Annotated in this window: 20 protein-coding genes; 12 read left to right on the top strand and 8 right to left on the bottom strand. The window is 39.1% G+C overall.

Annotation, left to right across the window (positions count from 1 at the left end; all coding sequences use genetic code 11):
* Positions 1-21 precede the first annotated feature (21 nt).
* The gene (locus CVT17_RS03185; RefSeq protein WP_107858636.1) at positions 22-2,607 is read right to left on the bottom strand and encodes a bifunctional aconitate hydratase 2/2-methylisocitrate dehydratase; all 2,586 of its coding nucleotides are present in this window, start codon (positions 2,605-2,607) and stop codon (positions 22-24) included.
* 126 nt (positions 2,608-2,733) lie between these two features.
* Here CVT17_RS03185 and CVT17_RS03180 point away from each other — a divergent pair, with 126 nt between their 5' ends.
* Positions 2,734-3,192, top strand: coding sequence for a methylated-DNA--[protein]-cysteine S-methyltransferase (locus tag CVT17_RS03180; RefSeq protein ID WP_107858654.1), 459 nt, complete (start codon positions 2,734-2,736; stop codon positions 3,190-3,192).
* A gap of 158 nt (positions 3,193-3,350) precedes the next feature.
* Here CVT17_RS03180 and lon read toward each other — a convergent pair whose 3' ends face one another.
* Both lon and CVT17_RS03170 read right to left on the bottom strand, forming a co-directional pair.
* Positions 3,351-5,768: an endopeptidase La gene (gene lon, locus CVT17_RS03175; protein ID WP_107858635.1), complete on the bottom strand. Its 2,418-nt coding sequence runs from the start codon at positions 5,766-5,768 to the stop codon at positions 3,351-3,353.
* An 8-nt stretch (positions 5,769-5,776) separates the two neighbouring features.
* Positions 5,777-6,424: an outer membrane protein assembly factor BamD gene (locus tag CVT17_RS03170; RefSeq protein ID WP_087576799.1), complete on the bottom strand. Its 648-nt coding sequence runs from the start codon at positions 6,422-6,424 to the stop codon at positions 5,777-5,779.
* 112 nt (positions 6,425-6,536) lie between these two features.
* On the opposite strand from CVT17_RS03170, the gene fliW reads away from it, so the two are divergent.
* From fliW to hpf, 6 genes are all read left to right on the top strand, one after another.
* Positions 6,537-6,920 (top strand): flagellar assembly protein FliW, encoded by a 384-nt coding sequence (gene fliW / locus CVT17_RS03165; RefSeq protein ID WP_107858634.1) that lies wholly within the window; start codon positions 6,537-6,539, stop codon positions 6,918-6,920.
* A 60-nt stretch (positions 6,921-6,980) separates the two neighbouring features.
* Positions 6,981-11,198, top strand: a complete 4,218-nt coding sequence (locus CVT17_RS03160; RefSeq protein ID WP_159070450.1) for a hypothetical protein — start codon at positions 6,981-6,983, stop codon at positions 11,196-11,198.
* A complete protein-coding gene (locus tag CVT17_RS03155; RefSeq protein WP_107858632.1) occupies positions 11,192-11,887 on the top strand; it encodes a type II secretion system protein in 696 nt (231 codons plus the stop codon). The genes CVT17_RS03160 and CVT17_RS03155 overlap by 7 nt, the downstream gene beginning before the upstream one ends.
* Positions 11,884-12,900, top strand: coding sequence for a type II secretion system protein (locus tag CVT17_RS03150; RefSeq protein WP_223154467.1), 1,017 nt, complete (start codon positions 11,884-11,886; stop codon positions 12,898-12,900). Before CVT17_RS03155 ends, CVT17_RS03150 begins: the two co-directional genes overlap by 4 nt.
* Positions 12,897-13,322, top strand: a complete 426-nt coding sequence (locus tag CVT17_RS03145) for a hypothetical protein (protein ID WP_196373579.1) — start codon at positions 12,897-12,899, stop codon at positions 13,320-13,322. The genes CVT17_RS03150 and CVT17_RS03145 overlap by 4 nt, the downstream gene beginning before the upstream one ends.
* Positions 13,323-13,402: 80 nt before the next feature.
* Entirely contained in the window at positions 13,403-13,930 is a 528-nt protein-coding gene (gene hpf / locus CVT17_RS03140) for a ribosome hibernation-promoting factor, HPF/YfiA family (RefSeq protein ID WP_021090930.1), read from the top strand.
* Between the two features lie 459 nt (positions 13,931-14,389).
* Here the strand turns inward: hpf and CVT17_RS03135 are convergent, their stop codons facing one another.
* Together CVT17_RS03135 and CVT17_RS03130 are read right to left on the bottom strand one after the other, a co-directional pair.
* Entirely contained in the window at positions 14,390-14,932 is a 543-nt protein-coding gene (locus CVT17_RS03135; RefSeq protein ID WP_021090645.1) for a DUF1523 family protein, read from the bottom strand.
* A 71-nt stretch (positions 14,933-15,003) separates the two neighbouring features.
* Positions 15,004-17,235 (bottom strand): nitric-oxide reductase large subunit, encoded by a 2,232-nt coding sequence (locus CVT17_RS03130; protein ID WP_107858631.1) that lies wholly within the window; start codon positions 17,233-17,235, stop codon positions 15,004-15,006.
* Between the two features lie 197 nt (positions 17,236-17,432).
* Between CVT17_RS03130 and CVT17_RS03125 the strand changes: the two genes are divergently transcribed.
* The 4 genes from CVT17_RS03125 to CVT17_RS03110 all read left to right on the top strand — a co-directional run bounded on the left by CVT17_RS03125 (position 17,433) and on the right by CVT17_RS03110 (position 20,560).
* Complete coding sequence (locus CVT17_RS03125) at positions 17,433-18,488, top strand: ABC transporter substrate-binding protein (RefSeq protein ID WP_107858630.1); 1,056 nt, start codon at positions 17,433-17,435, stop codon at positions 18,486-18,488.
* 3 nt (positions 18,489-18,491) lie between these two features.
* Positions 18,492-19,499 (top strand): FecCD family ABC transporter permease, encoded by a 1,008-nt coding sequence (locus CVT17_RS03120; protein WP_107858629.1) that lies wholly within the window; start codon positions 18,492-18,494, stop codon positions 19,497-19,499.
* Positions 19,499-20,272, top strand: coding sequence for an ABC transporter ATP-binding protein (locus tag CVT17_RS03115; protein ID WP_107769614.1), 774 nt, complete (start codon positions 19,499-19,501; stop codon positions 20,270-20,272). Before CVT17_RS03120 ends, CVT17_RS03115 begins: the two co-directional genes overlap by 1 nt.
* Before the next feature lie 81 nt (positions 20,273-20,353).
* The gene (locus tag CVT17_RS03110; protein WP_107770037.1) at positions 20,354-20,560 is read left to right on the top strand and encodes an excalibur calcium-binding domain-containing protein; all 207 of its coding nucleotides are present in this window, start codon (positions 20,354-20,356) and stop codon (positions 20,558-20,560) included.
* A 73-nt stretch (positions 20,561-20,633) separates the two neighbouring features.
* Here the strand turns inward: CVT17_RS03110 and recG are convergent, their stop codons facing one another.
* The 3 genes from recG to CVT17_RS03095 are packed head-to-tail and all read right to left on the bottom strand — an operon-like array spanning position 20,634 to position 24,717.
* Positions 20,634-22,451 (bottom strand): ATP-dependent DNA helicase RecG, encoded by a 1,818-nt coding sequence (gene recG / locus CVT17_RS03105; RefSeq protein ID WP_107769615.1) that lies wholly within the window; start codon positions 22,449-22,451, stop codon positions 20,634-20,636.
* Positions 22,441-23,670 carry a M16 family metallopeptidase gene (locus CVT17_RS03100; RefSeq protein ID WP_107858628.1) on the bottom strand — a complete coding sequence of 410 codons (1,230 nt, stop codon included), beginning with the start codon at positions 23,668-23,670 and terminating at the stop codon, positions 22,441-22,443. The genes recG and CVT17_RS03100 overlap by 11 nt, the downstream gene beginning before the upstream one ends.
* Positions 23,671-24,717, bottom strand: coding sequence for a dehypoxanthine futalosine cyclase (locus tag CVT17_RS03095; RefSeq protein WP_103581432.1), 1,047 nt, complete (start codon positions 24,715-24,717; stop codon positions 23,671-23,673). It abuts the gene before it with no gap.
* A 132-nt stretch (positions 24,718-24,849) separates the two neighbouring features.
* Here CVT17_RS03095 and CVT17_RS03090 point away from each other — a divergent pair, with 132 nt between their 5' ends.
* Positions 24,850-25,056 carry a hypothetical protein gene (locus tag CVT17_RS03090; RefSeq protein WP_107769617.1) on the top strand — a complete coding sequence of 69 codons (207 nt, stop codon included), beginning with the start codon at positions 24,850-24,852 and terminating at the stop codon, positions 25,054-25,056.
* Positions 25,057-25,061 lie beyond the last annotated feature (5 nt).

Below are 25,061 nucleotides of genomic sequence, written 5' to 3'. Positions count from 1 at the left end.
TTTCGCGATATTGTAACAAATTTATATGCTAAACTCGCTTATTTCATTAAAATTTAGATATTTATAAATTTTATCTTTGTTTAAACTAAGACTTTCTCTTACTATATTTTTGTACTCATCGATGTTTGGCAAACGCCCAAGTAGCGCACACACAGCAGCTAGCTCGGCACTTCCTAGATAGACCTTTGCCCCCATGCCCATTCTGTTATCAAAATTTCTAGTCGAAGTAGAAAATACCACTGCATTGTCATTTACTCTTGCTTGATTGCCCATACAAAGCGAGCAGCCTGGCACCTCTGTTCTTGCATTTAATCTTTTAAAAATTTCATAAACACCTTCATCTTCAAGTGTGCTTTTATCCATCTTTGTCGGCGGTGCTATCCAAAGCCTAGTTGTAAGCTTGCTCTCACGCTCCAAAATTCTAGCGAGCGCCCTATAATGGCCTATATTTGTCATACAGCTTCCCACAAAAACTTCATCGATCTTATGCACTCTTTTGTTATCAGCTAAAATTTCACTTAGCGTTGCCACATCGTCTGGGTCATTTGGACACGCCAAAATCGGCTCATCTATCTGCGATAAATCAATCTCCAAAATTTCAGCGTATTTTGCATCTTTATCGGCTCTTAAAAGCGTTGGATTTTCTAGCCATTTTTGCATTTTTTCTTTTCGTCTAGCAAGCGTTTCACGGCTCTCATAACCAGCTTTTATCATCGCATCAATTAGCGCAACATTTGAGCGAACATACTCCACGACACTATCAACGCTTAAATTTACCACACAAGCCGCGGCCGAGCGTTCAGCCGAAGCATCACTTAGCTCAAACGCCTGCTCTACTTTTAGATTCTCAAGCCCTTCTATCTCTAAAATTTTACCCGCAAAAACATTCTTTTTGTTTTTCTTCTCAACACTTAAAAGCCCTTTTTTGATCGCAAAATACGGTATCGCATTGACAAGATCGCGAAGTGTCACGCCCTCTTTTAGCTCGCCTTTAAATTTGATCAAAACCGACTCTGGCATATTTAGTGGCATCATACCAAGAACCGCCGCAAAAGCCACTAGGCCGCTGCCCGCTGGGAAACTGATACCAATAGGAAATCTCGTGTGACTATCGCCACCAGTGCCCACCGTATCAGGCAGTACCATGCGGTTTAGCCACGAGTGGATGACGCCATCACCTGGTTTTAGGCTCACACCGCCACGTAAATTTATAAATTTAGGCAAGCTCTTTTGCATCTCAAGGTCGCTTGGCTTTGGATAAGCAGCCGTGTGGCAAAAGCTTTGCAAGACAAAATCTGCCCCAAAACTAAGGCTAGCAAGCTCTTTTATCTCATCTCTAGTCATCGGCCCTGTGGTGTCTTGCGAGCCAACGGTCAAAATTTCAGGCTCCACGTATGCCCCAGCTCTCACGCCATCCTTGCCGCAAGCCTTGCCGACCATCTTTTGAGCGAGCGTATAGCCACCACCTAGCTCTTTTGGCTGATCTGGCTTTATGAAAATTTGCTCCTCGCCAAGTCCCAAGACCTCTCTAGCCTTTTTGGTCACTTGCCTACCTATCATCAAAGGTATCCTGCCCCCTGCTCTTATCTCGTCACTTAGGGTGTTTGGGCTAAGTTTAAAATTTGCCACGAGCTTTTTTTGGGTGCCTGCAAGCTTATAAATTTCACCATTAAATGGATAAATTTCTATCTCATCGCCCATTTCTAGCTCATTTACGTTTGCGACTATCGGCAGTGCGCCGCTATCTTCGGCGGTGTTAAAAAATATCGGAGCTATGGTCGTGCCGATCACGATGCCACCCGTTTTTTTATTTGGCACGCCCTCAATCTCATCACCCAAGTGCCACTGGATCGAGTTTATACCGCTCTTTCTGCTGCTGCCAGTGCCAACCACATCGCCAACATAAGCCACTTTTTTACCACGAGTTTTGAGCTCTTTTAAAATTTCTAGACCCTCAGGCATCTTTTTAACAAGCATTGCCTTTGCGTGAAGTGGTATGTCAGCCCTTGTGTAGGCCTCGCTCGCTGGACTTAGGTCATCAGTATTTGTTTCACCTGGTACCTTAAAAACGACTGCGTTTATACAGGTTTCGATTGGCTTTTTATGCGTAAACCACTCCGCATTTGCCCAAGAAGCAAGTACATCTTTTGCAAATTTATTGTTGCTACTTAGTTTTACTATCTCGTCAAAATATTCATGCACCAGGATGATATTTTTTAGCTCATTTGCCGCAGCATGCGCGATATTTTCATCGCTATTTTTTAGAGCTCGCACTAAAATTTCCACGTTATATCCACCAAGCATCTTGCCTAAAATTTTAATAGCACGCATCGCGTCAAGGCCGTTAACAGCAAGCCCGTCTATTACTTCACCAAGAAATTCTGCCTTTATCTTCGCTGCGTCATCAACACCGGGATTGATACGAGTTTCAAGCAAACTTATAAGAAATTTTAGCTCGCATTGTGCCTTTTCATCGCCACTAGACTTGCTGGCAAGCTTTATTAGCTCGCAAATTTCGCTTGTTTGCTTGGCATTTAGCGCAAGCGGTGGCACGCCCTCTTTTTCTCGCTCACTCACGTGTTTTTCGTAGTTGGTAAAAAAGCTCATGAAATTCCTTTGTGGTTTTTGCTCGTTATTTTTAGTCTAAAATCGCTAGTTTTGCTTGCATTTTATCAAAAAGCAAAACAAACTAAAGTAAAATTTGCCCAAAATTTCAAATTTCAAGGAGCAAATGTGTCAAAAGCTTACCTAAAATCGCCTATCGGAATTTTGGAGATCATCGCTAGCGAAAATGGAATTTGTGAGATAAATTTTGTAGATAAATTTGAAAAAATAGCGGTAAAAGATAAAAATTTAAAGCTTTGCTTGAATGAGCTAGAGGCTTATTTTAATGGCAAGCTTAAAAAATTTAGCGTAAGGCTTGATATAAAAACAACTAATTTTAGAGCAAAAATTTACGAGGCTTTACAAAAAGTACCATACGGAGAAACGACCACATACGCAGCCCTTGCACTTGCCGTAGGTCACAAAAATGCCTACCGAGCAGCAGGATCAGCCAATGCTAAAAACCCAGTACCTATCATCATCCCTTGTCACAGAGTGCTAGCTAGCAGTGGGCTTGGCGGATACTCTGGCGGCGAGGGCTTGCCAACTAAAATTTGGCTTTTAGAGCATGAAGCAAAGCATAAATAGCTAAAATTTACAGCAAAAAATCCATCAAATTTTAAAATTTATGAACGAGCATATCACGGCTCTAAGTAGTGTAAACAAGCTAGCCTAAATTTTTACTTCGTAGTAGTTTATGAAAATTTCCTAGCCCCAAGTGAAGCTAAATGGAGCTAGGATTTGGATTATTTTTTAGTAACAAGAGCGTTTTTTAGCACATCATCGATCGTATCAACGGCGATGATCTTCATATCAGCTTTTACTTCGGCTGGGATGTCGACAAGATCGCGGTCATAGTTTTTACGAGGTATCAGAGCTGTTTTGATGCCAGCTTTGTGAGCGGCGATTAGCTTCTCTTTTAGACCACCGATCGGCAACACTCTGCCAGTTAGCGTAATCTCACCAGTCATTGCTATGTCGTGTCTTACCTTTGTATCGGTTAGTATCGATGCGATCGCAGTTGCCATCGTGATGCCAGCACTTGGGCCATCTTTTGGCACCGCGCCCTCTGGCACGTGCAAGTGAAGATCATAGCGCCTATAAACATCGCTAGCCTCGAGCTTACGCTTATCGTCATCTAGTTTTGGCACGATAGTCATCGGTACTTTTATTTTTTTGTTGTCTATTAGCACTTTAACAACGCTAAATGCGATCTGAGCGCTCTCTTTCATCACATCGCCTAGCTGACCAGTGATTTGCATGTTGCCTTTGCCCTGGATCCTAATAGCCTCGATCCTTAGCACATCGCCACCGACACTCGTCCACGCGAGACCATTTACTAAGCCGATCTGATCTTTTTTATCCGCTGGCTCGATCTCATAGACCTTTTTCTCTAAAAATTCTTTCAAATTTTTAGCTGTGACACTGATCTTGCCCTCGCTCTTTTTGGTGAGGATGTTTTTGGCGACTTTTCTTAGTATATCAGCGATCCTGCGGCGTAAATTTCGTACACCACTCTCTCTTGTATAGTCACTGATAATTAGCTCAAGTGCCTCTTTGCTGATGCTCACATCGCTTGGTTTTAGGCCGTGTTTTTTAAGCTCTTGAGGTAAGAGATATTTTTTAGCGATCTCAAATTTCTCTTGTGGGGTGTATGAGCTAAGCTCGATAAACTCCATCCTGTCGCGAAGCGCGGCTGGTATCATACTCACGTCATTTGCTGTAGCGATGAAGATGATCTTGCTAAGATCGATGTTGAAATTTAAGTAGTAGTCTCTAAATTTATTATTTTGCTCTGGGTCTAAAATTTCAAGTAAAACCGCGGTCGGATCGCCTCTGTAGCTTCTGCCAACCTTGTCGATCTCATCTAATACAACTACTGGGTTCATCTGCTTAGCTTCTATGAGCCCTTGCACGATACGACCTGGCATAGCACCTATGTAGGTGCGGCGGTGGCCTCTTAGTTCGTTTACGTCCTCAAGTCCGCCAAGAGCGATCCTAACTAGCTCACGCTTTAGTGCCTTTGCGATCGAGTTTGCAAGGCTTGTTTTGCCCACACCTGGAGGGCCTGCAAAGCATAAAATAGCGCCATTATTTACCTTTTCGCCAACACCTCTAAGCTCTAAAAGCTCACGCAAGGCAAAATACTCCTCGATGCGCTCTTTTGGCTTCTCTAAGCTGTAGTGATCGGCATTTAAGTGCTTGCTCACTTCAGCGATAGATGACTTTTTCTTAGCTACATTTTCAAATGGAATTTCAAGTACCCAGTCAAGGTAGCTTTGCAAGGTGTTTGCGTCAGCTGAGTCTGGGTGCATGCGAGAAAGTTTGTCTATTTGTTTTTTGATCTCTTTGTAGGCGTCCTCAGCCATAAATTTCTTCTTAGCATCAAGCTTTTTACGGTACTCTTCAAGCTCCTCTTCACGGCTCGTATCCGCTCCAAGCTCGGCTTGAATTTGCTTTAGCTGCTCTTTTAAGAAGTACTCTTTATTTGTCTTATCGATCTTTGAATGGACTTTATTTTTTATCTCTTTTTGAAGCTTATTTGCCTCGATCTCTTCGATAACATAGTCGATTAGTTTTAGCAAGCGCTGCTCTAAATTTTCCTCGACAAAAAAGCTATAAGCGATCTGTTTTTTTAAGCGAAGTGCACTTGAAACTAGGTCACAAACCCTGATCGCTTCAGCGCTCTCTTCGATCGTTTTTAAAAGATCAGGCGGGAAAAAGTGGCTAAATTGCGAAAGCTCTCTTACTTTTTCTCTTAAAACCACGATAAGAGCGTCAGTTTTGACCTGCGATGGGCGCTTGACGTGGAGCATATCGACAATGCCACGGAGCGGATTTATGCCTGATTGTTTTAAAATTTTACCTTTGTCTATGCCTTGAAATAAAACTTTTACACGTCCATCAGGTAGTGGCACACGGCGCATTATCGTGCCGATCACACCAGCATCATAGATACCATCAAAGTCTCTAGCGCCGTCTTGCTGAGGCTTTGTAGGCACCACAAGGATCGGAGTCTCTTCTTGTATGGCAAGTTCGAGTGCCTTTAAATTTTCATCATCGCTTAAAAAAAGCGGAGTTATCATAAATGGATATAAAAATAGCTCATCCTCAACGATGATGGGAATTTCGGTTGGGAAGCCTTTATTTTCGTTTATTTGCAAAATTTCTCCTATTCAAACAGTTTTCTATACCATGCTACGTCAGGTTTGATAAGATCTGAGTTTTTAAACGGCGAATCTTCAAGCTTTTGCTCATAAATTTTAGCCGAAACATCACGACCGGTCCTATTGTAAAGATCTGCTATTTGCATATCTAGGAAGTAAAGCGCGAGTTTGAATTTAATAAGCATAGTCTCAATAAGTGGCTTATATTCAGTATTTGGATACATATAAAGAAATTTCTCGATCTCAGTTACGCTATCCTCCATTAGCTTTTGGTTGCGGTTTGGCTGGGTAAATGAGTCAAAATTTGCTTTTATCTTTAGATACTGAGCAAACTCTGTTTTTGGGCCGTTGTCGCCATATCTTTTAATGTATTCGTCAAGATAATGATTTGCCATAAGATACTCTTCATCATTTGCGTGAGCTTGGGCAAGGATAAGTAAAATTTGCTCCAAAAGTGGGCTTGCTACGTGTTCGCTTGCCATTGAAACATAGTGTTTATCGGCCGCTTCAAGATCACCGTCTTTTATATCAGCTATAACCTGAGCATACCACTCATCTGGAGTTAGATTGTAAAGCTCGGTATATTTTTCAGCACAACCACTAAAAAGCCCCAAAAGAGCTACAACTGCTAGAAATTTAGAAAATCTTTTCATGCTTTTCCTTAAAAAGTTTAAATCCTCGTATTCTACATTTTTTGCTATTATTTTTGTATAAATTTTTTAAAACTATGATAAAATACGGCAACTTTACAAAATAGGAGTTAGTATGATTTTTAGTGTTAAAAGCCCTATTTTAGGCTTTGAGCATATCAAGAAGATGGAGTTAATTGAACTTGATAAATTTTTTGTTAAACTAGCAAGCAAAGATGATGAGACATCTTTTACAATGATAAATCCTTTTGCATTAAGAAGCTACGAATTCGATATTCCAAGCTATTATGAAGATCTTATGGAGATTAAAGAAAGCTCTCAACTTAGAATTTATAACATTATCGTTGTTGCACTCCCGCTTGAAAAATCAACTGTAAATTTTATAGCTCCTATCGTTTGCAATATGGATAATATGACCTTATCTCAAGTCGTTTTAGACATTGCCAAATATCCTCAGTACGGGCAAGCTGAAATGATAGAAAATTTTATACAAAAATAGTAGCTAAAAGCTTTTAAAAATCTAAGGAGAGATTTTTTATTGTTATTTAGAGGATTTGTTGTGAAGATAGCATACTTACTCTGTTTTATTGTCACGTTTGGTTTTTGTGCACCCAGAGCTTGTACAACAGCAGAAGCAGCATCTATTGGTTGTAGTGGAGCAAATTATTCTTGCTTTATAGACGCTGAAGAGTATCAAGACAACTCTTCTAAAAATATCCCACATTGTATAAGAAAATCTAACAGAACTTGGACGATAGATACCAATAGCTTTTCTTCAGGCTTAGCACAAGATCACTATCATATTTACGTTGAGCAATTTTCTCCATGGAATCAACGATCATTAATAGGTATGTGGGATGATCACTCTAAAGGCTTAAGACAAAGATCAATAAATGGAAATCTAAATACCAGAGTAAATGGAGATATAGCTACCATTGGTGCTACTATTATGATTCCACAATACGCTGGATATAATTTTGTTCCAGATCCATCTAACGTAACAAGAACATCATCTACAGCCGATAGAATATTTTTAGATACTGGTAATTTTTCGCCTAGCAATTACACACTTTGTCAAACAACATATATTTATAATCCTAGCAAGCATCCTTATTGTAAAAATTCATCCTCTTCCACGTTTGATTTTAGTGAGAAAAATACCTTTATACAAAATAATTTAAAAGGCAAAAACGTAGTCTATGCCAGGCTTTATTGGGGCGGCTCTCTTTATCAAAACTGGGCAATAAAAAATCTTGGGTCAAATTTATATGTAAGTGCCTTAAATTACATAAAAGGATATAGCAGGATTGATTTTAAAGCTCCTGGAAAGAGTGTAATCACAATAGATGCTGATCCAAAAGATGTTTTTTGGTTTGGATCTTTTAGCGAGTATCGACCAAAATCAATGACTCTTGAATCATATAATCAAAACGAGTCTAATAGCTACTATGTAAAGGCTGGAATAAACTACCAATATGTAGCAAGCGCTGATGTAACAGATATAGTTAGAGACTCTCTTGGCACTAGCGAGTCAGATAGGACATTTTATGCTGGCAATATCAGATCAACTACGATTCCCTTTAGTGATGAATTTATAGACCCAAATGATGGCATATATAAGGTAAATAATTCCACTAATAGAAAATTAAAAAAAACATACGGCACACTGCTGTTTTCGCCAGTCCAAGGACAAAATGGCTACTGGATACAATCCATCGCACCACAATTTGCAGCTTGGAGTTTGGTCATCATTTATGACTTTGATGATAAAACCGCTACAGCAAACAATATAGAGCCAAAGCTTGTTAGTATATTTGATGGGCTAGAAAGACTTGCAGCAGACTGGATGAAGTCAAGCGATCCATTTGGTACTGTAAAGAGCTCAACCATAGATGTAAAATTTGAAAATATCTACACACCAAAAGCAGGAAATATAGATGCTTCGCTTACAATGTTTTCCTTTGGCGGCAAGCCAGAAACAAAAGGTGAAGATATCAAGATAAAAAAAGGTGGTAGCTATCAGAGTATTACCAGCGGATATAACGCACAAGGTGATCAGTTTAACTCAACTATGACAAAATTTGGACAACTTATAAATCCAGGTAAAAAATTTCACTCTCAAGCAGACTTAGATATATTTGATATATCAGACAAAATGTCATATGCTCAAAAAGAAGCGGATATAAAATTTACAGTTACAACGATTAAAAGCTCAGGCGGTGCTAATGTTGTAAGTGCTGATCGTATAAATTTAGCACTAGTTGGCTTTTCTTCTCGTATATACAAACCAGATGTTTGCTATATGGAATATATTTATGCAAAAAAACCTAGCGATAGTACTTTTACAAAGGTGCAAGAAAATACTCCGACGGTAGTGCCAGCAAATACTATTTTAAAAACTTTCGTTGAAGTTACAAATAATACTAATGAAGCTGCCCAAGACTTTGCGCTAAAAGCCACAATAGATCCAAGCCAAATTTATAATCCAAACTCAACTTACATATACGCAGATAAAGCATCGCAAGGACCTAGTGATCTGCTTACTATGTCGGGACAGGTACACTATAACGACAATACAGGCTTACAGCAACTAAGTGGAAATGACTTAACTTTTTATTTAGGACAAGGTGCGGCTGCAAATAAGGGTGGAGAAATGCTAATTCATCAAGGCAACTACGCTTATGCCATATATGAAACTACCCTTAAGTCTAAATTTGAGCCAAATAGTTACAAAGCCACAGTCGCAAATGCTGATATAAATTTACAGCCCTATGACACATACATAAGAAGATGTAGCAATCAAAATTACAACATTACTTTAGGCGTTAGTGCCAGTCCAAATAATTTCGTCGCAAGCAATAGACAAGACGATGGTTCAGCGACTTTTAAAACTAAATTTAAAAATAGACTTCTAACAAAAATCGTTTCTACGCCATTTAATGTCTATATCACGAACTATGATACAGATGGCAATAAAAAAGTACCAGATGCTCCAGTAGATGTAAAAGTAGAGTTGGTCGAGTCTTGCAGTGCTCCAACAAATTTATATGAACAAGATATAACATTTAATGGCGTAACTGATATTTTGTTATCAGGCATTAGTATTGACAGAGCCTATAAAAGCGTAAAATTTAGAATTTCTCATCTTGATCCAGTGACAAATAGCACAAAGGTTGAATGCGAAAAATTAGATGATTTTGCTATAAGACCAAGCCACTTTAGACTATGGGATACTGATAAGAATACGATCAATAATAACAATGTTTTAATAGGCGGCAAAGTTTATAATAACATTGCTCTTGCAGCTATGAAACCTCTTGATAGTGGCTTAGCAAATGGTTATATAAATAACATAAGTGGCTCAAATGGAGAGATAAAACTTGTACCAGCATATAGTGCGACTTGCGATCCTAGCATTATAGAGAGCGAGAATAAACTAAGCGTAGATTTTAACGATCCAAATAAAGCATTGGGTAAAATTTTCCGTCACACATCAAGTGGACCTGTTGGCTTCTCTTACTCAGATATAGGCGATACATATTTTTATGTATTAGACAAAGACTATACAGCAACTGATCAACATACGCCATCAAGAGCTGATGATTGTGTAAAAAACTCAATTAGCAACGATCCGTCACAAGACACTGCTCAAGAAGGAAGGATCGGATGCAGCATAAAGCTAGAAGGTAATAGAGATTATTTGTTTAGGCCAAAAGATATACAAATAAGCAAGTTAAAGATAACAAAAGATAGCGATATAACATACCTTGATAATGAAGGCATACAAAAAGCAAAGCTTGACTTTGAAGTAACTGCTAGGTTGTTTAACGATGATCCTGCAAAACTTTATAATGAAGATTGCTATGCAAAGAATATGAACTTTGACATAAAGCTAGACAGAGTTCCTTTAAATTTTACAGATAATGATGGCAATGCCGGTACATTAGCAAAAGCAAATGAAGAAATTTTATTTTTTGAAATTCCTGGCTCAAACACTAGAAAAGCAATAGATCCAAGTGCCACAAAATCAACATTTTATGTAGAGAAAAATACTTTTGTAAATGGCGTAGGCAAAGGTGAAGTATATTTTAATTTTGAAAGAAAAGTAAATCATGCCAAAAACCCTTTTACTATTTCGAGTAATGATTTTAGCTTTAGCGGCATGTCAGATAGCACCGATACAGTAAAAAAATATGAAAAACCAGCAACAGAAACAACGGCAAAATTTTACTTTGGTAGGGTTTATGCACCATTTTATGAAGGGCTTTATAGTGGCTTTTATGCCAAAATTTATTATGGTGCCTACTGCGATGGATGCAATAAAAATATCTATATGAAAGATAATGGCAAACTGTGGCAAGACTTTCCAGCTGCACCATTTTGGGCTACCAATCCAAAACACAATGCAGGAGTACTTAACTATCATGACTTTAGCTTTACAAACACTTACAGCGGTACTGTTTTAAGAAATGATGTAAGTAGTATAAGCAATGGCGAGCAAATAATTTTTATAAGAAACCCGTCAGCAGTTACTGATGTGGCTAAAATGAGAGCACCTAGTTGGCTTCTTTATAGCGAATTTGATGAGAAACCTGAAACAAATAATTTCAATCTAAATTTTCTAGTACCAAATGGCGAATGGGCTGGTAAAGTCCTAAAGAGCAATAATATAGAGGATAAGACAAGCGGTGCAGTTGGAGGTTTTATAGGAGTAAAATCAAATAGTGATAGTAACCTAGATATAAGCGATAAGACAAACAGGAGAATAGAGTGGTAAAAAGAGGCGGCTTTTCATTGATAGAGCTTATCTTGTCAGTGCTTGTAGTAGCCATAGTAAGTGCAAGCTTACCACTAGCAGTAAGAACTACTTCAAATTTAAGCGAGCAATCCTTAATGCAAGAAGGACTAATGAATGCTAAAACTTATATGTCATTAATATTAAAAGCACCATTTAGCGATCAAGTCTTAATAGCCGGTAAAAATACTATGCCATCATCTATAACGACTCAAGAGGCTATAATTTTTCCTCTTATTATCTGCGATCAAGGGGCAAATCCGGATTTTTATGAAAAAAGCGGTGTAAAAGGTGAAGGACATAGGATACTTGCATATCCGGTGCAAAATTCATCTGCATGTGCTACAAGGCCTATTGATTCAAAGCTTCCAGAATCAATCAAAAGCGTAAATTTTAAAGTAAAATCTATCAAAAATTTCAATACTCAAAAATCCATCTTACCAACTGCCAGTACCACTAAACGCGACTTTATCATAGATACAGAGACGACTCCAACCATAACAAATGGAGCTGATAAATTTGTAGTTAGCACTCCTTTAAACGATAACGACGTTTTACAGATAAAGCTAGATACGACTATGAAAACTACAAAAGAGAGCAAAAGCGTACTTTTTGGATATGCCTTTAACATAGGCGAAAGCAGCACTCTAAGTGTAAAAGAATGGAAATGAAAAAAACAAAAAAAGCTTTTACATTAATTGAGCTAATAATAGTCATCACCGTGCTTGGTGTTATCTCACTTATGAGCTTTAACACGCTTATGAATTTATATCAAAACTATTTTCAAAGCAAAGTAATAAACGAACTAGAAACACAAAGCGAAATCGCTCTAGAGCAAATTTCAATGCTACTTAGCCACAGAATCAAACAAAGCGTTATCGCTAGAAAAAAAAATGGAGATTACCTAGCTCTAAATGATAGTGGTGTAAATTTAAGTAGTGACTTTGAAATTTTAGAATTTATCCCAGCTGCTTATGAGTTATTTGATGGCATAAACGAATATAAAGGAGATGATACTAACGGAGATCCTATCATCGAAGAAGGCATATATAGCGGATATGTAGATCTTGCAAATAGTTCTATTGCAAATGGATTAAAAAGCCCTGGAAGCAAATTTAATGATGCTTTTAGAAACGGCGTAATGGACTTGACCTGCGAAAATGATAGCAATGAAGAAGATGTAAATAGCGGCTCTAGGTGTATAAACGCCGATAATGAAAATGGTGGTTTAGTAGCGATATTTTCTAGCATACTTTATAGAGTTGGTAGCAGCTTTGGCTATCAAGAAAACTTAGACCAAAGGCACTTAGATATCGCAAAAGTTGGCATACAATCAATCGACACGCTTAAAATTTCAAGTGACTTTAAAAATAAAAAAATTTCAGAGCAGTATAAGCTAGCTTACACAGCCATTGCCATAGCACCAGCTGAGCAAAGTGCCGAGGATATACAAAACGGCTCTTTTGACCTTAAAATTTACTACAACTATAGGCCATGGCTAAATGAAAGCTTTAAAAAATTTAGCTCAACATCTACAAAGGCTATCAAAGCCGAAAGTGCGACACTAGCTAAACATGTAACAAGATTTGTCTTTACAGAAAAAAATGGAGTCATCGCGTTAAAGCTTTGCCTTAAAGCAGAAAAATCAGAAATAACCATTTGCAAGTCAAAGGCGGTTTATTGATGAGAAGAGGATTTACATTAATAGCAGCGATATTTTTTCTAGTTGTAGCAGCCTCTATCAGCACTCTTGCTCTTTCGATAGCTAGCACATCAGCTAGACAAAGCAGCGAAATTTATCTAAGAGAGCAAGCACAACTCGTTGCTCAAGCAGCAGCAGAGTATGCGATGTTTGAAATTTTTAGAACCAATTTCTCAAACAAATGCCTAGATAAAGTAGATGGAGAATTTAACGATATGTTCGACTTTAAAGTAAAAATAACTTACTTTGGCGATATCGGTATATGCACTCCGCCGGCCATCATGCCAGGAACAAACGGAGTCGCAAGTACTGGCAATATGATCTTTGATGTTTTTGTAACATCAAAAGATAAAAAAACGCCAAATCCTATAAATTTTCACAAACGAACTCTTCAGAAACTTTAAAATTTTATAAAGATTTTAGTTTAATTTGTTTTTAGTTTTAGCGTGTTATAATCATCTTACTTTCTATAAAGGAGATTACGATGAACATAAGCATTGTAGGAAAACAATTTGAGCTAACAGAGCCAATCAAAAACTATATCCAAGACGCTTTTGATACTCTTGGCAAATACAATCTCGACATCATCTCAGCAAGATGTGTTGTAGCAGCCGATGAAAAACAAGGAAAAAAAGGCTTTAATGCAGAATTTTCTCTAAATATGGCTCATAAAGATACCATAGTCGTTCGCCAAAAAGATAAAGATCTTTACGCTGCGATCGATCTTGCTATCGAAAAAGCATCAAAAGTTTTAAGAAGAGAGCATGATAAGAAATTTACTGTAAAAGGCAAGGCTGACGACAAAGAATTTCGCTCAAGAATAGGCGAAGAAAAGATCGAAGGTGTTGAAGAAATCGTGCCTATGGAGCTTGAAATTTATAAACCACTTGAAGTCGAAGAAGCACTTGAGAAACTAAAATCAAGTGATAAACAATTTTACGTATTTAACGATGTTGATGCCAAAATGCGTGTGATCTACAAAAGAACAGACGGAACTTTCGGTCTTTACTAAATTTTAGGGGCAGCTTTGCCCCTAAATTTATACCAATCTACTATAAATTTCTTCCTATAGTCCAAAACCCTGCTTACAAAAACTACTGTGCCAGCAAATGGCTTAAAATTTTCAAAAATAGAATAGATATCCTTGCGTGAGATAGATATAGATACAAGGCGGGCTTTCGTACGAGCCTCTTTTTAGAAGATCTTGGCGAACTAAACTAGGTAACAACTGATGAATGGCAAGGCAAAGAATTAAATGCCATAAAAAAATGGGTGATTTTCTTAAAAATAATTGCAAACATCAAGATGTAGAATTTTATTTTATAGACTGGGAAAGCGTAGAGGAATATGGCAATGGCATAGCAGAGCAAACGAGCTAAGAATGCCTGATGTCGTCAAAAAATTTTCAAAGATAAAAGAAAAGCTCTCTTTTTGTTTTTTTAAAATATCAAATAGCTAAAACAAATACTATCTATTTCTCTAAATTTTCACTAGTTTTTGGTCTAAAGGCCTTATTTATCTTTCTTATCCAAATGATTAGCGAGATAAACAAGATAAAGTAAAATACATAGCTAGCTACCGGCCAACTAGTATCAGTGCCGCTTTCTTTTAGCGAGATGACATTTCTAAATTCTTGAAGCATAGAAATTCTATATCCATAATATTTTACAGTTACGTTTTTATCGCTATTTGCAAAGCCTTGAGCCTTGGCTTGTACATCAGCTGAGTTAAATTTAAAATAAAAAGGAAATCCCCATGCAGTATCTTCATTTCTATAAGCCATGACTTTATTTGAATTATTAGAATCTTTAGTGTAGATAAAATAAACATCTCTGGTAGGGCCATCAGCCGGATTTTTAGCATCGATGATGCCATCTTTGTCCATACGTTTGACATCGCCACCTGTTATTTGCACATTTGCATAGTGTGGAAACGAATAATCAACTACAAGAGCCAAAAAAGAGTGTAAGAGTACGATAAAAATAACGCAAATTCTTTTAAAAAATGTAATCATTTCTTTCCTTTTAAATTTGCGTTATTTTATGAAAAGATAGCTTAATAAAGGGGCAAAATACCCCTTTAGTTTTAAGCTTTTTTATTAAGCATAAATTTTAGAAGTTGTGCAAGGAAGCTGATTCCACCGATTATTAAAATCGTATCGCCAATCATTCTTACCCATCTTAAATTTTGTAAGTGTGATTGTTGTAAAAGCTCAGCGCTTCTTGCATACCACATGCCTTGCTCTAGGCTTGCAAATGCTTGATAAATTCCTATTGGAAGTAGTGAAAGCACGATCATTAGCATAAGGCCTATATTTAAGCCCCAAAAGCCTACTTTCATAAGCTTCTCGTCAAATTCTTGACCTTTGAATAGATAAGTAGCTACTAGCCAAACAAATCCAAGTGCCAAAAATCCATAAACACCAAATAGCGCAGCATGTCCGTGAACTGGAGTCGTATTTAGACCTTGGATATAAAATAGTGAAATCGGAGGATTGATTAAAAATCCAAATACACCAGCGCCTAGCATATTCCAGAAAGCAACTGCGATAAAGCAGTAAAGTGGCCATTTTAATGTCTTAGCCCAAGTTTGAGCAAACTGAAGTCTGTAGTGCTCATAAGCTTCAGCACCAAGCAATACAAGAGGAACTACCTCAAGTGCTGAGAAACTAGCGCCAACTGCCATTATAGGTGTTGTAGTGCCCGCAAAATATAAGTGGTGGAAAGTTCCTGGAATTCCGCCTACTAAGAAAAGTGATGCACTCGCAAGTGTTGAAAAGGTAGCAAATCTCTTTGAAACAAGACCAAGACTAACAAATACAAAAGCAAGTGAAGCGGTAGCAAAGACTTCAAAAAAGCCTTCAACCCAAAGGTGTACAACCCACCAGCGCCAGTATTCCATCACTGGAAGTGGACTTCTTTGACCATAAAATAATCCTGCTCCGTAAAATAATCCAACTGCAACAGCAGAAGCTGCAAAGATAGCAAGTAAATTTTTATCACCTTTGTTCTTAAATCCGCCGATAAATCCGCGAAGTAAAAGTAGCATCCAAATGACAAGGCCAACAAATAAAATAATTTGCCAAACACGTCCAAGCTCGATATATTCGTATCCTTGGTGTCCAAACCAAAAGCTTAAATTTATAGGCATAATATTTGCAATCGCTAAATACTCACCAGCAAAACTGCCAACTACAAGGATTAGTAGTGCATAAAATAGTAAATCTACGCCAAGCTTTTGGAATTTTGGATCTTTACCGCCATTTATAATAGGTGCTAAGAAAAGACCGCCTGCTAAAAATCCTGTCGCAATCCAGAAAATACTAGCCTGAATGTGCCATGTTCTAGCAAGTGAATAAGGAATATAAGCTGATAAATTTATACCGTAAAATTCTTGTCCTTCGACTGTATAGTGAGCTGTAAAGCCACCTATTAAAATTTGGAATGCAAAAAGAGCCAAAGTCACAAAAAGATATTTTTTAAGAGCTTTTTGAGATGGAGTTAGGCTTAATTTACTAAGTGGATCTTCGCTAATAGCTTCCAACTTTTCATCATCTTTTTTGCCATAAAAAGAGCTAAACCAAACAAGAAATCCAATACCAGCAATAAGTATTACAACACTTGCAACTGACCAAAATATATTTTCGCTTGTTGGTACATTATCGATTAGTGGCTCGTGTGGCCAGTTATTTGTGTATGTAGCATCGCTATTAGGTCTATTTGCTGCGGTTGCCCAGGCTGACCAGAAGAAAAAGTTATTAAGATCATCTCTATCAGAAGCATTTGGAAGAGTATTTTCTTTCATCGCATAAGCTTCTCTTAAAGATTTAAACTTAGGGTCATTTCCAAAAAGTGATGAATACTCTTGGCTTACTTGTTTCATAGCCTTTAATCTATCACTGCTAAGTACGATTTTATCGTCTTTTACGCCATTTTCTCGGTACTCTTTTTTAAGTAGAACTTTTAGATTTGCTTTTTGCTCATCATTTAAGTCAGCATATTTTGAGTGATAAATTTCATCTGCTTTTAACTCTAAAAATATAACTAACTCTTTGTGAAGCCAGTCCGCACTCCAATCAGGTGCTTGATATGCGCCGTGTCCCCAAACAGAGCCAACTTGCATACCTCCTATGCTTTGCCAGGCCTCTTGACCTTTATAGATGCTCTCTTTGTCGATAACGACATTGCCATTCTCATCCGTAAAATTTACAACTGGTGGCGAGCTTCTATAAACCTCAACGCCGTAGTAGCCTAAAATACTAAAGCAAATTACTAGTACTGCAACAAGTGCTAGCCAATACTTTTTGTATTCACGCATTGATTCTCCTTTTTTAAAAATTTTAAGGCGAAGTTTATCTTATTTTAAAAAAGCAGCTAATGATGTATGTCAATAAAAGATATATATTGTCTTAATAAAAATTTTAAAAAATTTATGAAATTTGCGGAATTTTACATAGAATTAACCTAAAAATTATTAATATACAACTTTGTATTTTTAAAATAAAGGAAAAAAATATGCAAAGAAATTTTTTGCAAAAAATGGCTAAATTTAGCCTTGTCGCTTCACTTTTTATGGCTCTTAACCTAAACGCTGCTGAGTCTGCTAGAAGCATAACCGATATGCAAGGCGTCAAAGTAGGCGTGCCTGAGAAGGTTGAGAAGATCGCTGCTCTTTGGCACGCAAACAACGAGATAATCCTAGCGCTTGGCGGTATGGATAAAGTTGTAGCCACAACCGATCAGATCAAGAAAAACAAGTGGTTCGCCCTCGTCTATCCAAGGCTTAAAAATTTACCAGCCGCACTTGATGGCAAAGATCTTCAGATCGAAGAGCTTGTTAAGCTTGCTCCTGATGTTGTCGTAGTCTCAAGCAAAAACTATCAAGACGAGCTTAGCAAAAACGGCTTTAGCGCTGTAAATTTGATCTTTAGAGATTACCCAGATATGGAGAAAAGTATCTACGCAACAGCTGAAGTGATCGGCACTGACAAGGCTAGAGCTATGGCTGATAAACTTACAAAAAATATCCAAGATAACACCAAATTTGTAACTGATAGAACAAAAAACATCCCTAATGCTAAACGTCCAAAAGTGCTTCACTTGCTTGGCGGAGCAAATTTATTAAAGGTTGATGGCACAAAAACTATCATAAACACTTGGATAAATTTAGCAGGTGGTAAAAACGCAGTCTCAAAAGAAGGCTCTATGATCGAGCTAACAGCTGAAGAGCTCATCAACGCAAACCCTGATATCATCATCGTTGGTGGTGCTGATACAGACGCACAGATCAAAAGTATAAAAGAAAACCCTGCATATTCAGGCTCAAATGCTGTTAAAAACGGCAAAGTTTATGGCAACCCAAAAGGCGTTTTTGGCTGGGATAGATACGGTGCAGAGAGTGCTCTTCAAATTTTATGGGCAGCAAAGACTATCCAACCAGATCTATTTAAAGATGTAGATGTAAAAGCTAAGACAAAAGAGTTTTACAAAGAGTTCTTAAACCACGATCTTAGTGATACAGAGTATGACTATATCTTAAAAGGTCTAAACCCAGACGGTAGCAAAAAATAATATATGAAAAACGCAAATTTTTCATTAGTTACCATTTTTTTAGCTCTGCTAACGCTTCTTTGCGCCTTTGTCGCGCTTTGCGTTGGCAGATTTTACATACCATTTAGCGATGTCTTTAGCGTGCTTGCTCACGGCTTTGGCTTTGGCGATGGCGCAGCTAGTAACATCACAAATGTGATAGAAAATTTGCGCATACCTCGCATCATCGCAGCTATCTTAGTCGGCGCCGCTCTTAGCGTGAGCGGTGCTGCCTATCAAGGCGTCTTTAAAAACCAGCTAGTAAGCCCAGATCTACTTGGTGTTTCTGCAGGTGCCTGTGTGGGCGCTGCAACTGCGATCATCTTTGACCTATCGCTATTTTGGGTGCAGGCTTTTGCATTTGGCTTTGGCCTAGCAGCCGTTGCTATCACGCTAGCCATACCTAAGATGATGGGACGCTCAAGCACACTTATGCTAGTTCTTTCTGGCATCATCGTAAGTGGCCTAATGGGCTCAGTGATCGGCTTTTTAAAGTATGTCGCCGACCCTGAGACGAAGCTGCCTGACATTGTTTATTGGCAGCTTGGTAGCCTAGCAAAGCTTGATAGCGAAAATTTAAAATACATCGCCCCAGTAATGATCATCTGCGCTATTTTGCTAATCGCTATGAGCTGGCGTATAAATTTGCTCTCTCTTGGCGACGAGAGTGCGGATAGACTTGGCGTAAATGTGGCTTTTGAACGCTCTATCATCATCATCTGTGCCACGCTTCTTACAGCATGTAGCGTCTGCATAAGTGGTATAGTGGCCTGGGTGGGACTTCTCATGCCTCACTTAGCTCGCATGCTAGTTGGTGCAAATAACATAAGAAGCATGCCTGCAAGCATATTTATGGGTGCTATGTTTTTGCTTTTTGTTGATACCTTAGCACGCAGCATAAGCGTGAGCGAAGTGCCTCTTGGCGTGCTTACTGGCTTTATCGGTACGGTATTTTTCGTCTGGGTCTTGTGGCGAAATAAAAAGGTTGCGTGATGCTTGAAGTCAGAAATTTAAACTTTAGCTACCCAAATGGGGCTGGCAAACTAGAAAATGTAAATTTAAAGATAGGCGCAGGTGAGATTTTAACTATTCTTGGTCGAAATGGAGCTGGCAAATCAACCACTCTTGGGCTAATAAGTGGCTCGCTAAAGCCAGTTTCGGGAGAAATTTTCCTTGATGGTAAAAACGTAGATAGTCTAAGCAACAAAGAGCGTGCCAAGATCATGGCATATGTGGCTCAAAGCGAGGTAACCGAGTATGAATACACCGGACTTGAGTTCATCACGATGGGACGTGCGGCGCACCTTGGTATCTTTGCAAGACCTAGCAAAGAGGATGAAGAAATCGCTAAAATTTACACCAAAAAGCTTGAGATCGAGCACCTTGAAGAGAAATTTATCACTCAAATGAGTGGTGGTCAAAAGCAGATGTGTATGATCGCTCGTGCAATGGCTGCGCAGCCAAAGATGATTATATTTGACGAGCCAACGAGCGCGCTTGATTACGGCAACCAGTATAAATTTCTACGCACGCTCAAGTGGCTAAAAGAGCTTGGCTACTCGGTCGTGCTAACTACTCACAACCCTGACTTTGCCGTGCTTCTTGGCGGATATGTCGCACTTGTAAAAGGTGATGGCGAGGTTGGATTTGGCACGGTTGATGAGATCATCAGAAGCGAAAATTTAAGCAAGCTTTACGGACTAAGCTTAAACGTAAGCTACATCGACGAAGTAAAAAGAGAGTGCTGCTTAACATATCCTCTTTAAATTTACACTCTCAAAAGAGAAATTCTTTTGAGAGCGCTTTTTATATTATTTTTCTTATTTAATACTGCCTTTGGAGTAAAAATGAAAAAAATAGTTTTGATTTTATTTTTTGCATTGATAGCAAACGCGGCGGATAAATTTGATTGTTCTAAACGCTACTGCAAAGAGATGAAAAGTTGCGAAGAAGCATATCACTATCTAAGAAAATGCGGACGCAGTGGGTTTGATCGTGATCGTGACGGCATATCATGCGAGAATGTATGCAAAGAGCGAAGAGTAGAAAAATAATTTTATTAAAATTTACTCCGCTAAAATTTAGCCAACAAAATCAAATCAAAAATTTAAGTTAAGCTAAAAGCAACTAGGCATTATTTTTAGCAAGTGCAGCTACTCTCGCCTTTGCAGCCTGTGTGATATCATCCTCGTAGTCGTAGAAGTTAAATGTCGCTCCGTGCTGGAAAAAGCCATTTAGTATATCGCCACTTTGGCGGTTTTTTAGATCAAGCTCCGCCACTTTAAAGCCGTCATTTATCGCGCAAAATTCCTTTAGCCTAGCTGGCGCCTCTTTTAACTTGGTAAACAAAAAGCAGTATCCATCGCCGCCGTTTCGCCCCACTCTGCCTCGCAGCTGATGAAGTGTGGCAAGCCCTAGCCGCTCAGCGCCTACGATCACTATCGTATTTAGCCTTGGTAGCGAAATACCAACCTCAACAACGGTTGTTGAGAGCAAAATTTCACCATCTTCTCTAAATCGCCTTAAAATTTCCTCTTTCTCTTTGTCTTTGCCGTGCGTGACGAAGACATTTTTGAAATTCTTTAGCCAAAAGACCTGTGCCTCGCTTAGACTTTGGTAGTTTGAGCTCTCGCTGCTCTCAACTAGCGGATAGATGATGGCTACTTGAAAGCCGCCCGCAAGCTGCTTTTTGATGTGAGTTAGCAAAAAGCCAAACTCGCTAGCGCCTAAAATTTGGCTCGTTATATTTTTCTTAAACGGCATCTGCTTTAAAAAGCTAAAATTTACGATCTCAGACTGAATGAGGCTTAGCGTCCTAGGTATTGGCGTAGCTGAAAACTGCACGAAATTTGCTCGCTCGTCTTCGTTTGAGGCAAGCTCCTCTATCTTTTTGCGCTGATTTGAGCCAAAGCGGTGCTGCTCATCGACCATGACAAGCGGCGAGTTTGGCAGCTCGTGAAAGAGTAGCGCATGTGTGCCAACGATCAAATTTACCCCGCTAAAGTCTATCTTTTTCTCCCCACTTCGCACTAGCATCACGTTCATAAAAGCAGGTAGCAACCTCTTTGCTTCATTATAAATTTGCTCACTTAAGATGCTTGTTGGTGCCATCAAAATGGCACTTTGCGGATAGACGCTAAGAGAAGCTGCTAGGATCACAAGAGTCTTGCCGCTTCCCACGTCGCCCATTATGACGCGCCTTTTTGCCTGCACGGTGCTAAGGTCGTCTCTGATGTCGTTTATCGCTTTTATCTGGTCATTTGTCGGCGTAAATGGCAGGCTCTTAAGCCAAGAGCTTATATCAAAAAGCTTGATTTTTGGGCTTTTAAAGTAGGTTTTTTTAGCACTTAGCTTTTTTATGTAGTTAAAAATTTCTACAAATTTTAAGATTTCCACGCCCTCGCCATCATTTTTTAGGCGGTATAAAATTTGCACGCTTTGCTCATCTAACCTTTGCAGATCGGCTAGAAATTTAGCCTCTTTTTCATTTAAACCCTCATCTAGTAAATTTTGTAAATTTAGATATTTTAAGATGAGTTTTTTTAGCTCCTCATCTTTTAGCTCAGTCTTAAATTTAGGCACGATCTGGCCTATTTTTGTGGTGATTTTTGGATTTACGATCTGCCACGAGCCAAAGGCATAGGAGCAAAGCCCATATATCGCCATCTCTTTGCCCATCTTAAAAGCGCCGTAGTGCCAGGACTTTGCATTAAAAATGACGATCTTTACGCTACTTTGCCACTGCTCGCAAAAGGCAAGTGCCGTTAGCATTCCAGGGCGCGAGGCGAGCGAAGTGATCTTTACATTTATGCAGACCTGCCCCTCTCTTGGGCTCTTAGCGATCGTCGTATCCTCAAAGCCCTTTGGTAGCACAAGAGCAAGGTCAAGTAGGCTAAGCACGCCTATTTTTAGAAGTTTTGCTCTGTCGCTTGCTTCAAATTTCATTTTTTAAGACGCAAAAACTTAGCTGATTGATCTCTGCGTGGGCTTTTATGAAGCTATTTAGCTCGCTTAGCGAAAGGGCTGAAATTTTATCCAGATCCTTCAAAAATGCCCCAAGCTCGCCATGCTCGTAAAACTCGCTTTGTGCGATATCAAGGCGTTTAAATAACGTCTCAAGTCTAAGCGGCAACGAGCCAAGTAAAAATTTCTTAGCCTGCTCAAGCTCGGCCTTGCTAACACCTTTTTTACTAAATTTTAAAGTTTCCTCTTTTATAACGGCGATGGCTTCATCTTTTTTCTCATTTTTTGTCTGCATGTAGCCGTATAGCTGGCTGTAAGAGAGATTTAGCAAATTTCTAGCGTAGGCGCTATAAGCAAGCCCTCTTTTCACGCGTATCTCCTCCATGAGCCTCGAGCCAAAGCCACCCTCGCCCAAGATAAATGTCGCCACTGTAGCCTTGTATTTCTCCTCAGGTCTTACTTTAAATGGCGCGCCAAAGTAGATGTAGGCCTGCTCGCTTTGTCTGATGATCTCGCTGATTTCGCACTTATCGCTTGGGTTAAAGCGCTCTAGCTTTCGCACCTTGCCAGGCTTTAGGATCTCTAAAACGCTAGCAAGCTCTTTTGTCTGCTTCTCGTCGATGTCGCCACCTAGCACGCAAAGCAAATTTGAAAGGTCTAAATGCTCATTTAAAAATTTGCTTACATCTTCAAGCGTGATCGCTTTAACGCTCTTTTTAGTGCCGATACTAGGCTCTGAAAGCACGCTTTTTGGGTATAAAAGCTCAAAAAGTCCCTGCCTTGCCACGTAGTCAAAGTCGTTTTCATTTGCTGCGATCTCGCCAAGTGTGACGGTTTTGCACCTATTTAGAATTTCATCAGTTAAATTTGGAGCGCTTATAAGCTCTTTTAGCTTGCCGCACGCAAAGGCAAAGTGCTCTTTTAGGCAGTTTATATCTATGCAAAATGTCTCAAAGCCGCAGCTTGCATTTAGGCTAATCGCCCTTACTTCAAGCTCTTTAGCAAATTTGGCCGAGCCTAGCTTCATATCGCCCTCGTTTAGCAAATTTGCACTTAGCCTTGCAAGACCTGCTAGCTTGCCATTTTGCGAGCTGCCAGCTGCTTTAAAAACTAGTTTTAGGCTCACTACCGGCATCGCTTTTGAGCTTTCAAAAACGACTGGAATTTTTACATTTTTTACATTGATATCTAAAATTTTCATCTAAAATTTCTCCAAAATATCATAGTTTGTGTTACGCTTGGCTGGAATTTCTCCGACATCTTTTATAAGCTCGATCATCTGGTCTTGATTCATCCTAAAGCTAGCCCCTGCGGCCTTTACGACGTTTTCTTCCATCATGGTCGAGCCAAGGTCGTTTGCGCCAAAAAGAAGCGCTAGCTGACCAACGTAGCTGCCCTGCGTGACCCAGCTGCTTTGGATATTTTTAAAGTTATCCAAAAAGAGCCTTGAGACCGCAAGAAGTCTTAGATAGACGTTTGAGCTTTGCTTTTTGATCTCAGGGAATTCTTGCATGAGCTTTGTGTTTAGCCCTTGAAAACTCCAAAGTATAAATGCCCTAAACCCAGCTGTTTCATCTTGTAAATTTCTGATGTGCTCCCAGTGCTCGACGATCTCGCGAGTGCTCTCAACCGTGCCAAACATCATCGTAGCAGTTGTCTTTATGCCAAGCTCGTGCGCCTCTTTGTGTATGCGAAGCCAGTCTGCGGTGTCGCACTTTTTTGGGGCGATGATGTCACGCACCCTGTCGCTTAAAATTTCTGCTCCAGCCCCTGGCATCGAGTATAAGCCCTTTTCGTTTAGGCGCCTTAAGACCTCTTTGGTAGAAATTTTTGAAACTCTTGCGATGTAGTCGATCTCAACAGCTGAAAAACCATGTATCGTGATGCTTGGATAGTGCTTGCTGATGTAGCTCACTAGCTCCTCGTACCACTCGATCTTTAGCTTTGGATGAACACCACCTTGAAATAAAATTTGCGTGCCACCAATGGCGATAAGCTCCTCGATCTTCTTGCCGATCTCCTCAAAACTTAGCACATAAGCGTCTTCTTCTTTTGCGTGACGGTAAAATGCGCAAAATTTACAATCCACCCAGCAGACGTTTGTATAGTTGATATTGCGATCTACGATAAAGGTCGTAATGCCCTCTGGATGAAGCTCTTTTTTTCTAGCTAGCGCCATCTTGCCAAGCTCGTGAAGCGGTGCGTTTTCTATAAGATCGATGGCTTCATTTACACTAAGTCTTTTCAAATTTAACCTTTTATTTTGCTTATTTTTGGGCGAGAGTTTAGCCAAAAATGCTTTTAAATATGATAAATCAGGCGTTATGAAAAATTAATTTTTAAAGGCTAAAATGTGAGAAATTCTTTAAAGGAGCGAGTTATGAAAAAGATAGTATTTGCCATTATTTGCGGACTATTTTTAGTTGGTTGTGCTAAAAATGAGCCAAAGCCAGCAAGCCACGAAGGTTGCGGTTGCCCTCATCATCAAAAAATGATGCAAGAAAATATGCCAAGCTGCCCACATCATGGCATGCAAGGGGCGATGCATGAGCAAATGCCAGCAGGCTGCCCAGCTCACGCAAAATAGATAAA

The organism is Campylobacter concisus (assembly GCF_003048775.2).
Taxonomy (GTDB): Bacteria; Campylobacterota; Campylobacteria; order Campylobacterales; family Campylobacteraceae; genus Campylobacter_A; species Campylobacter_A concisus_I.
This window is presented reverse-complemented; position numbering and strand designations above follow the sequence as displayed.

Bases quoted from the DNA above. Each gene is read 5' to 3' on its own strand.
- CVT17_RS03090 (WP_107769617.1), top strand. From the start codon at position 24,850: ATGAAAAAGATAGTATTTGCCATTATTTGCGGACTATTTTTAGTTGGT.
- CVT17_RS03150 (WP_223154467.1), top strand. From the start codon at position 11,884: ATGAAAAAAACAAAAAAAGCTTTTACATTAATTGAGCTAATAATAGTC.
- CVT17_RS03115 (WP_107769614.1), top strand. From the start codon at position 19,499: ATGCTTGAAGTCAGAAATTTAAACTTTAGCTACCCAAATGGGGCTGGC.
- CVT17_RS03185 (WP_107858636.1), bottom strand. From the start codon at position 2,607: ATGAGCTTTTTTACCAACTACGAAAAACACGTGAGTGAGCGAGAAAAA.
- CVT17_RS03130 (WP_107858631.1), bottom strand. From the start codon at position 17,235: ATGCGTGAATACAAAAAGTATTGGCTAGCACTTGTTGCAGTACTAGTA.
- hpf (WP_021090930.1), top strand. From the start codon at position 13,403: ATGAACATAAGCATTGTAGGAAAACAATTTGAGCTAACAGAGCCAATC.
- recG (WP_107769615.1), bottom strand. From the start codon at position 22,451: ATGAAATTTGAAGCAAGCGACAGAGCAAAACTTCTAAAAATAGGCGTG.
- CVT17_RS03120 (WP_107858629.1), top strand. From the start codon at position 18,492: ATGAAAAACGCAAATTTTTCATTAGTTACCATTTTTTTAGCTCTGCTA.
- CVT17_RS03100 (WP_107858628.1), bottom strand. From the start codon at position 23,670: ATGAAAATTTTAGATATCAATGTAAAAAATGTAAAAATTCCAGTCGTT.
- CVT17_RS03125 (WP_107858630.1), top strand. From the start codon at position 17,433: ATGCAAAGAAATTTTTTGCAAAAAATGGCTAAATTTAGCCTTGTCGCT.
- fliW (WP_107858634.1), top strand. From the start codon at position 6,537: ATGATTTTTAGTGTTAAAAGCCCTATTTTAGGCTTTGAGCATATCAAG.
- CVT17_RS03170 (WP_087576799.1), bottom strand. From the start codon at position 6,424: ATGAAAAGATTTTCTAAATTTCTAGCAGTTGTAGCTCTTTTGGGGCTT.
- CVT17_RS03110 (WP_107770037.1), top strand. From the start codon at position 20,354: ATGAAAAAAATAGTTTTGATTTTATTTTTTGCATTGATAGCAAACGCG.
- CVT17_RS03135 (WP_021090645.1), bottom strand. From the start codon at position 14,932: ATGATTACATTTTTTAAAAGAATTTGCGTTATTTTTATCGTACTCTTA.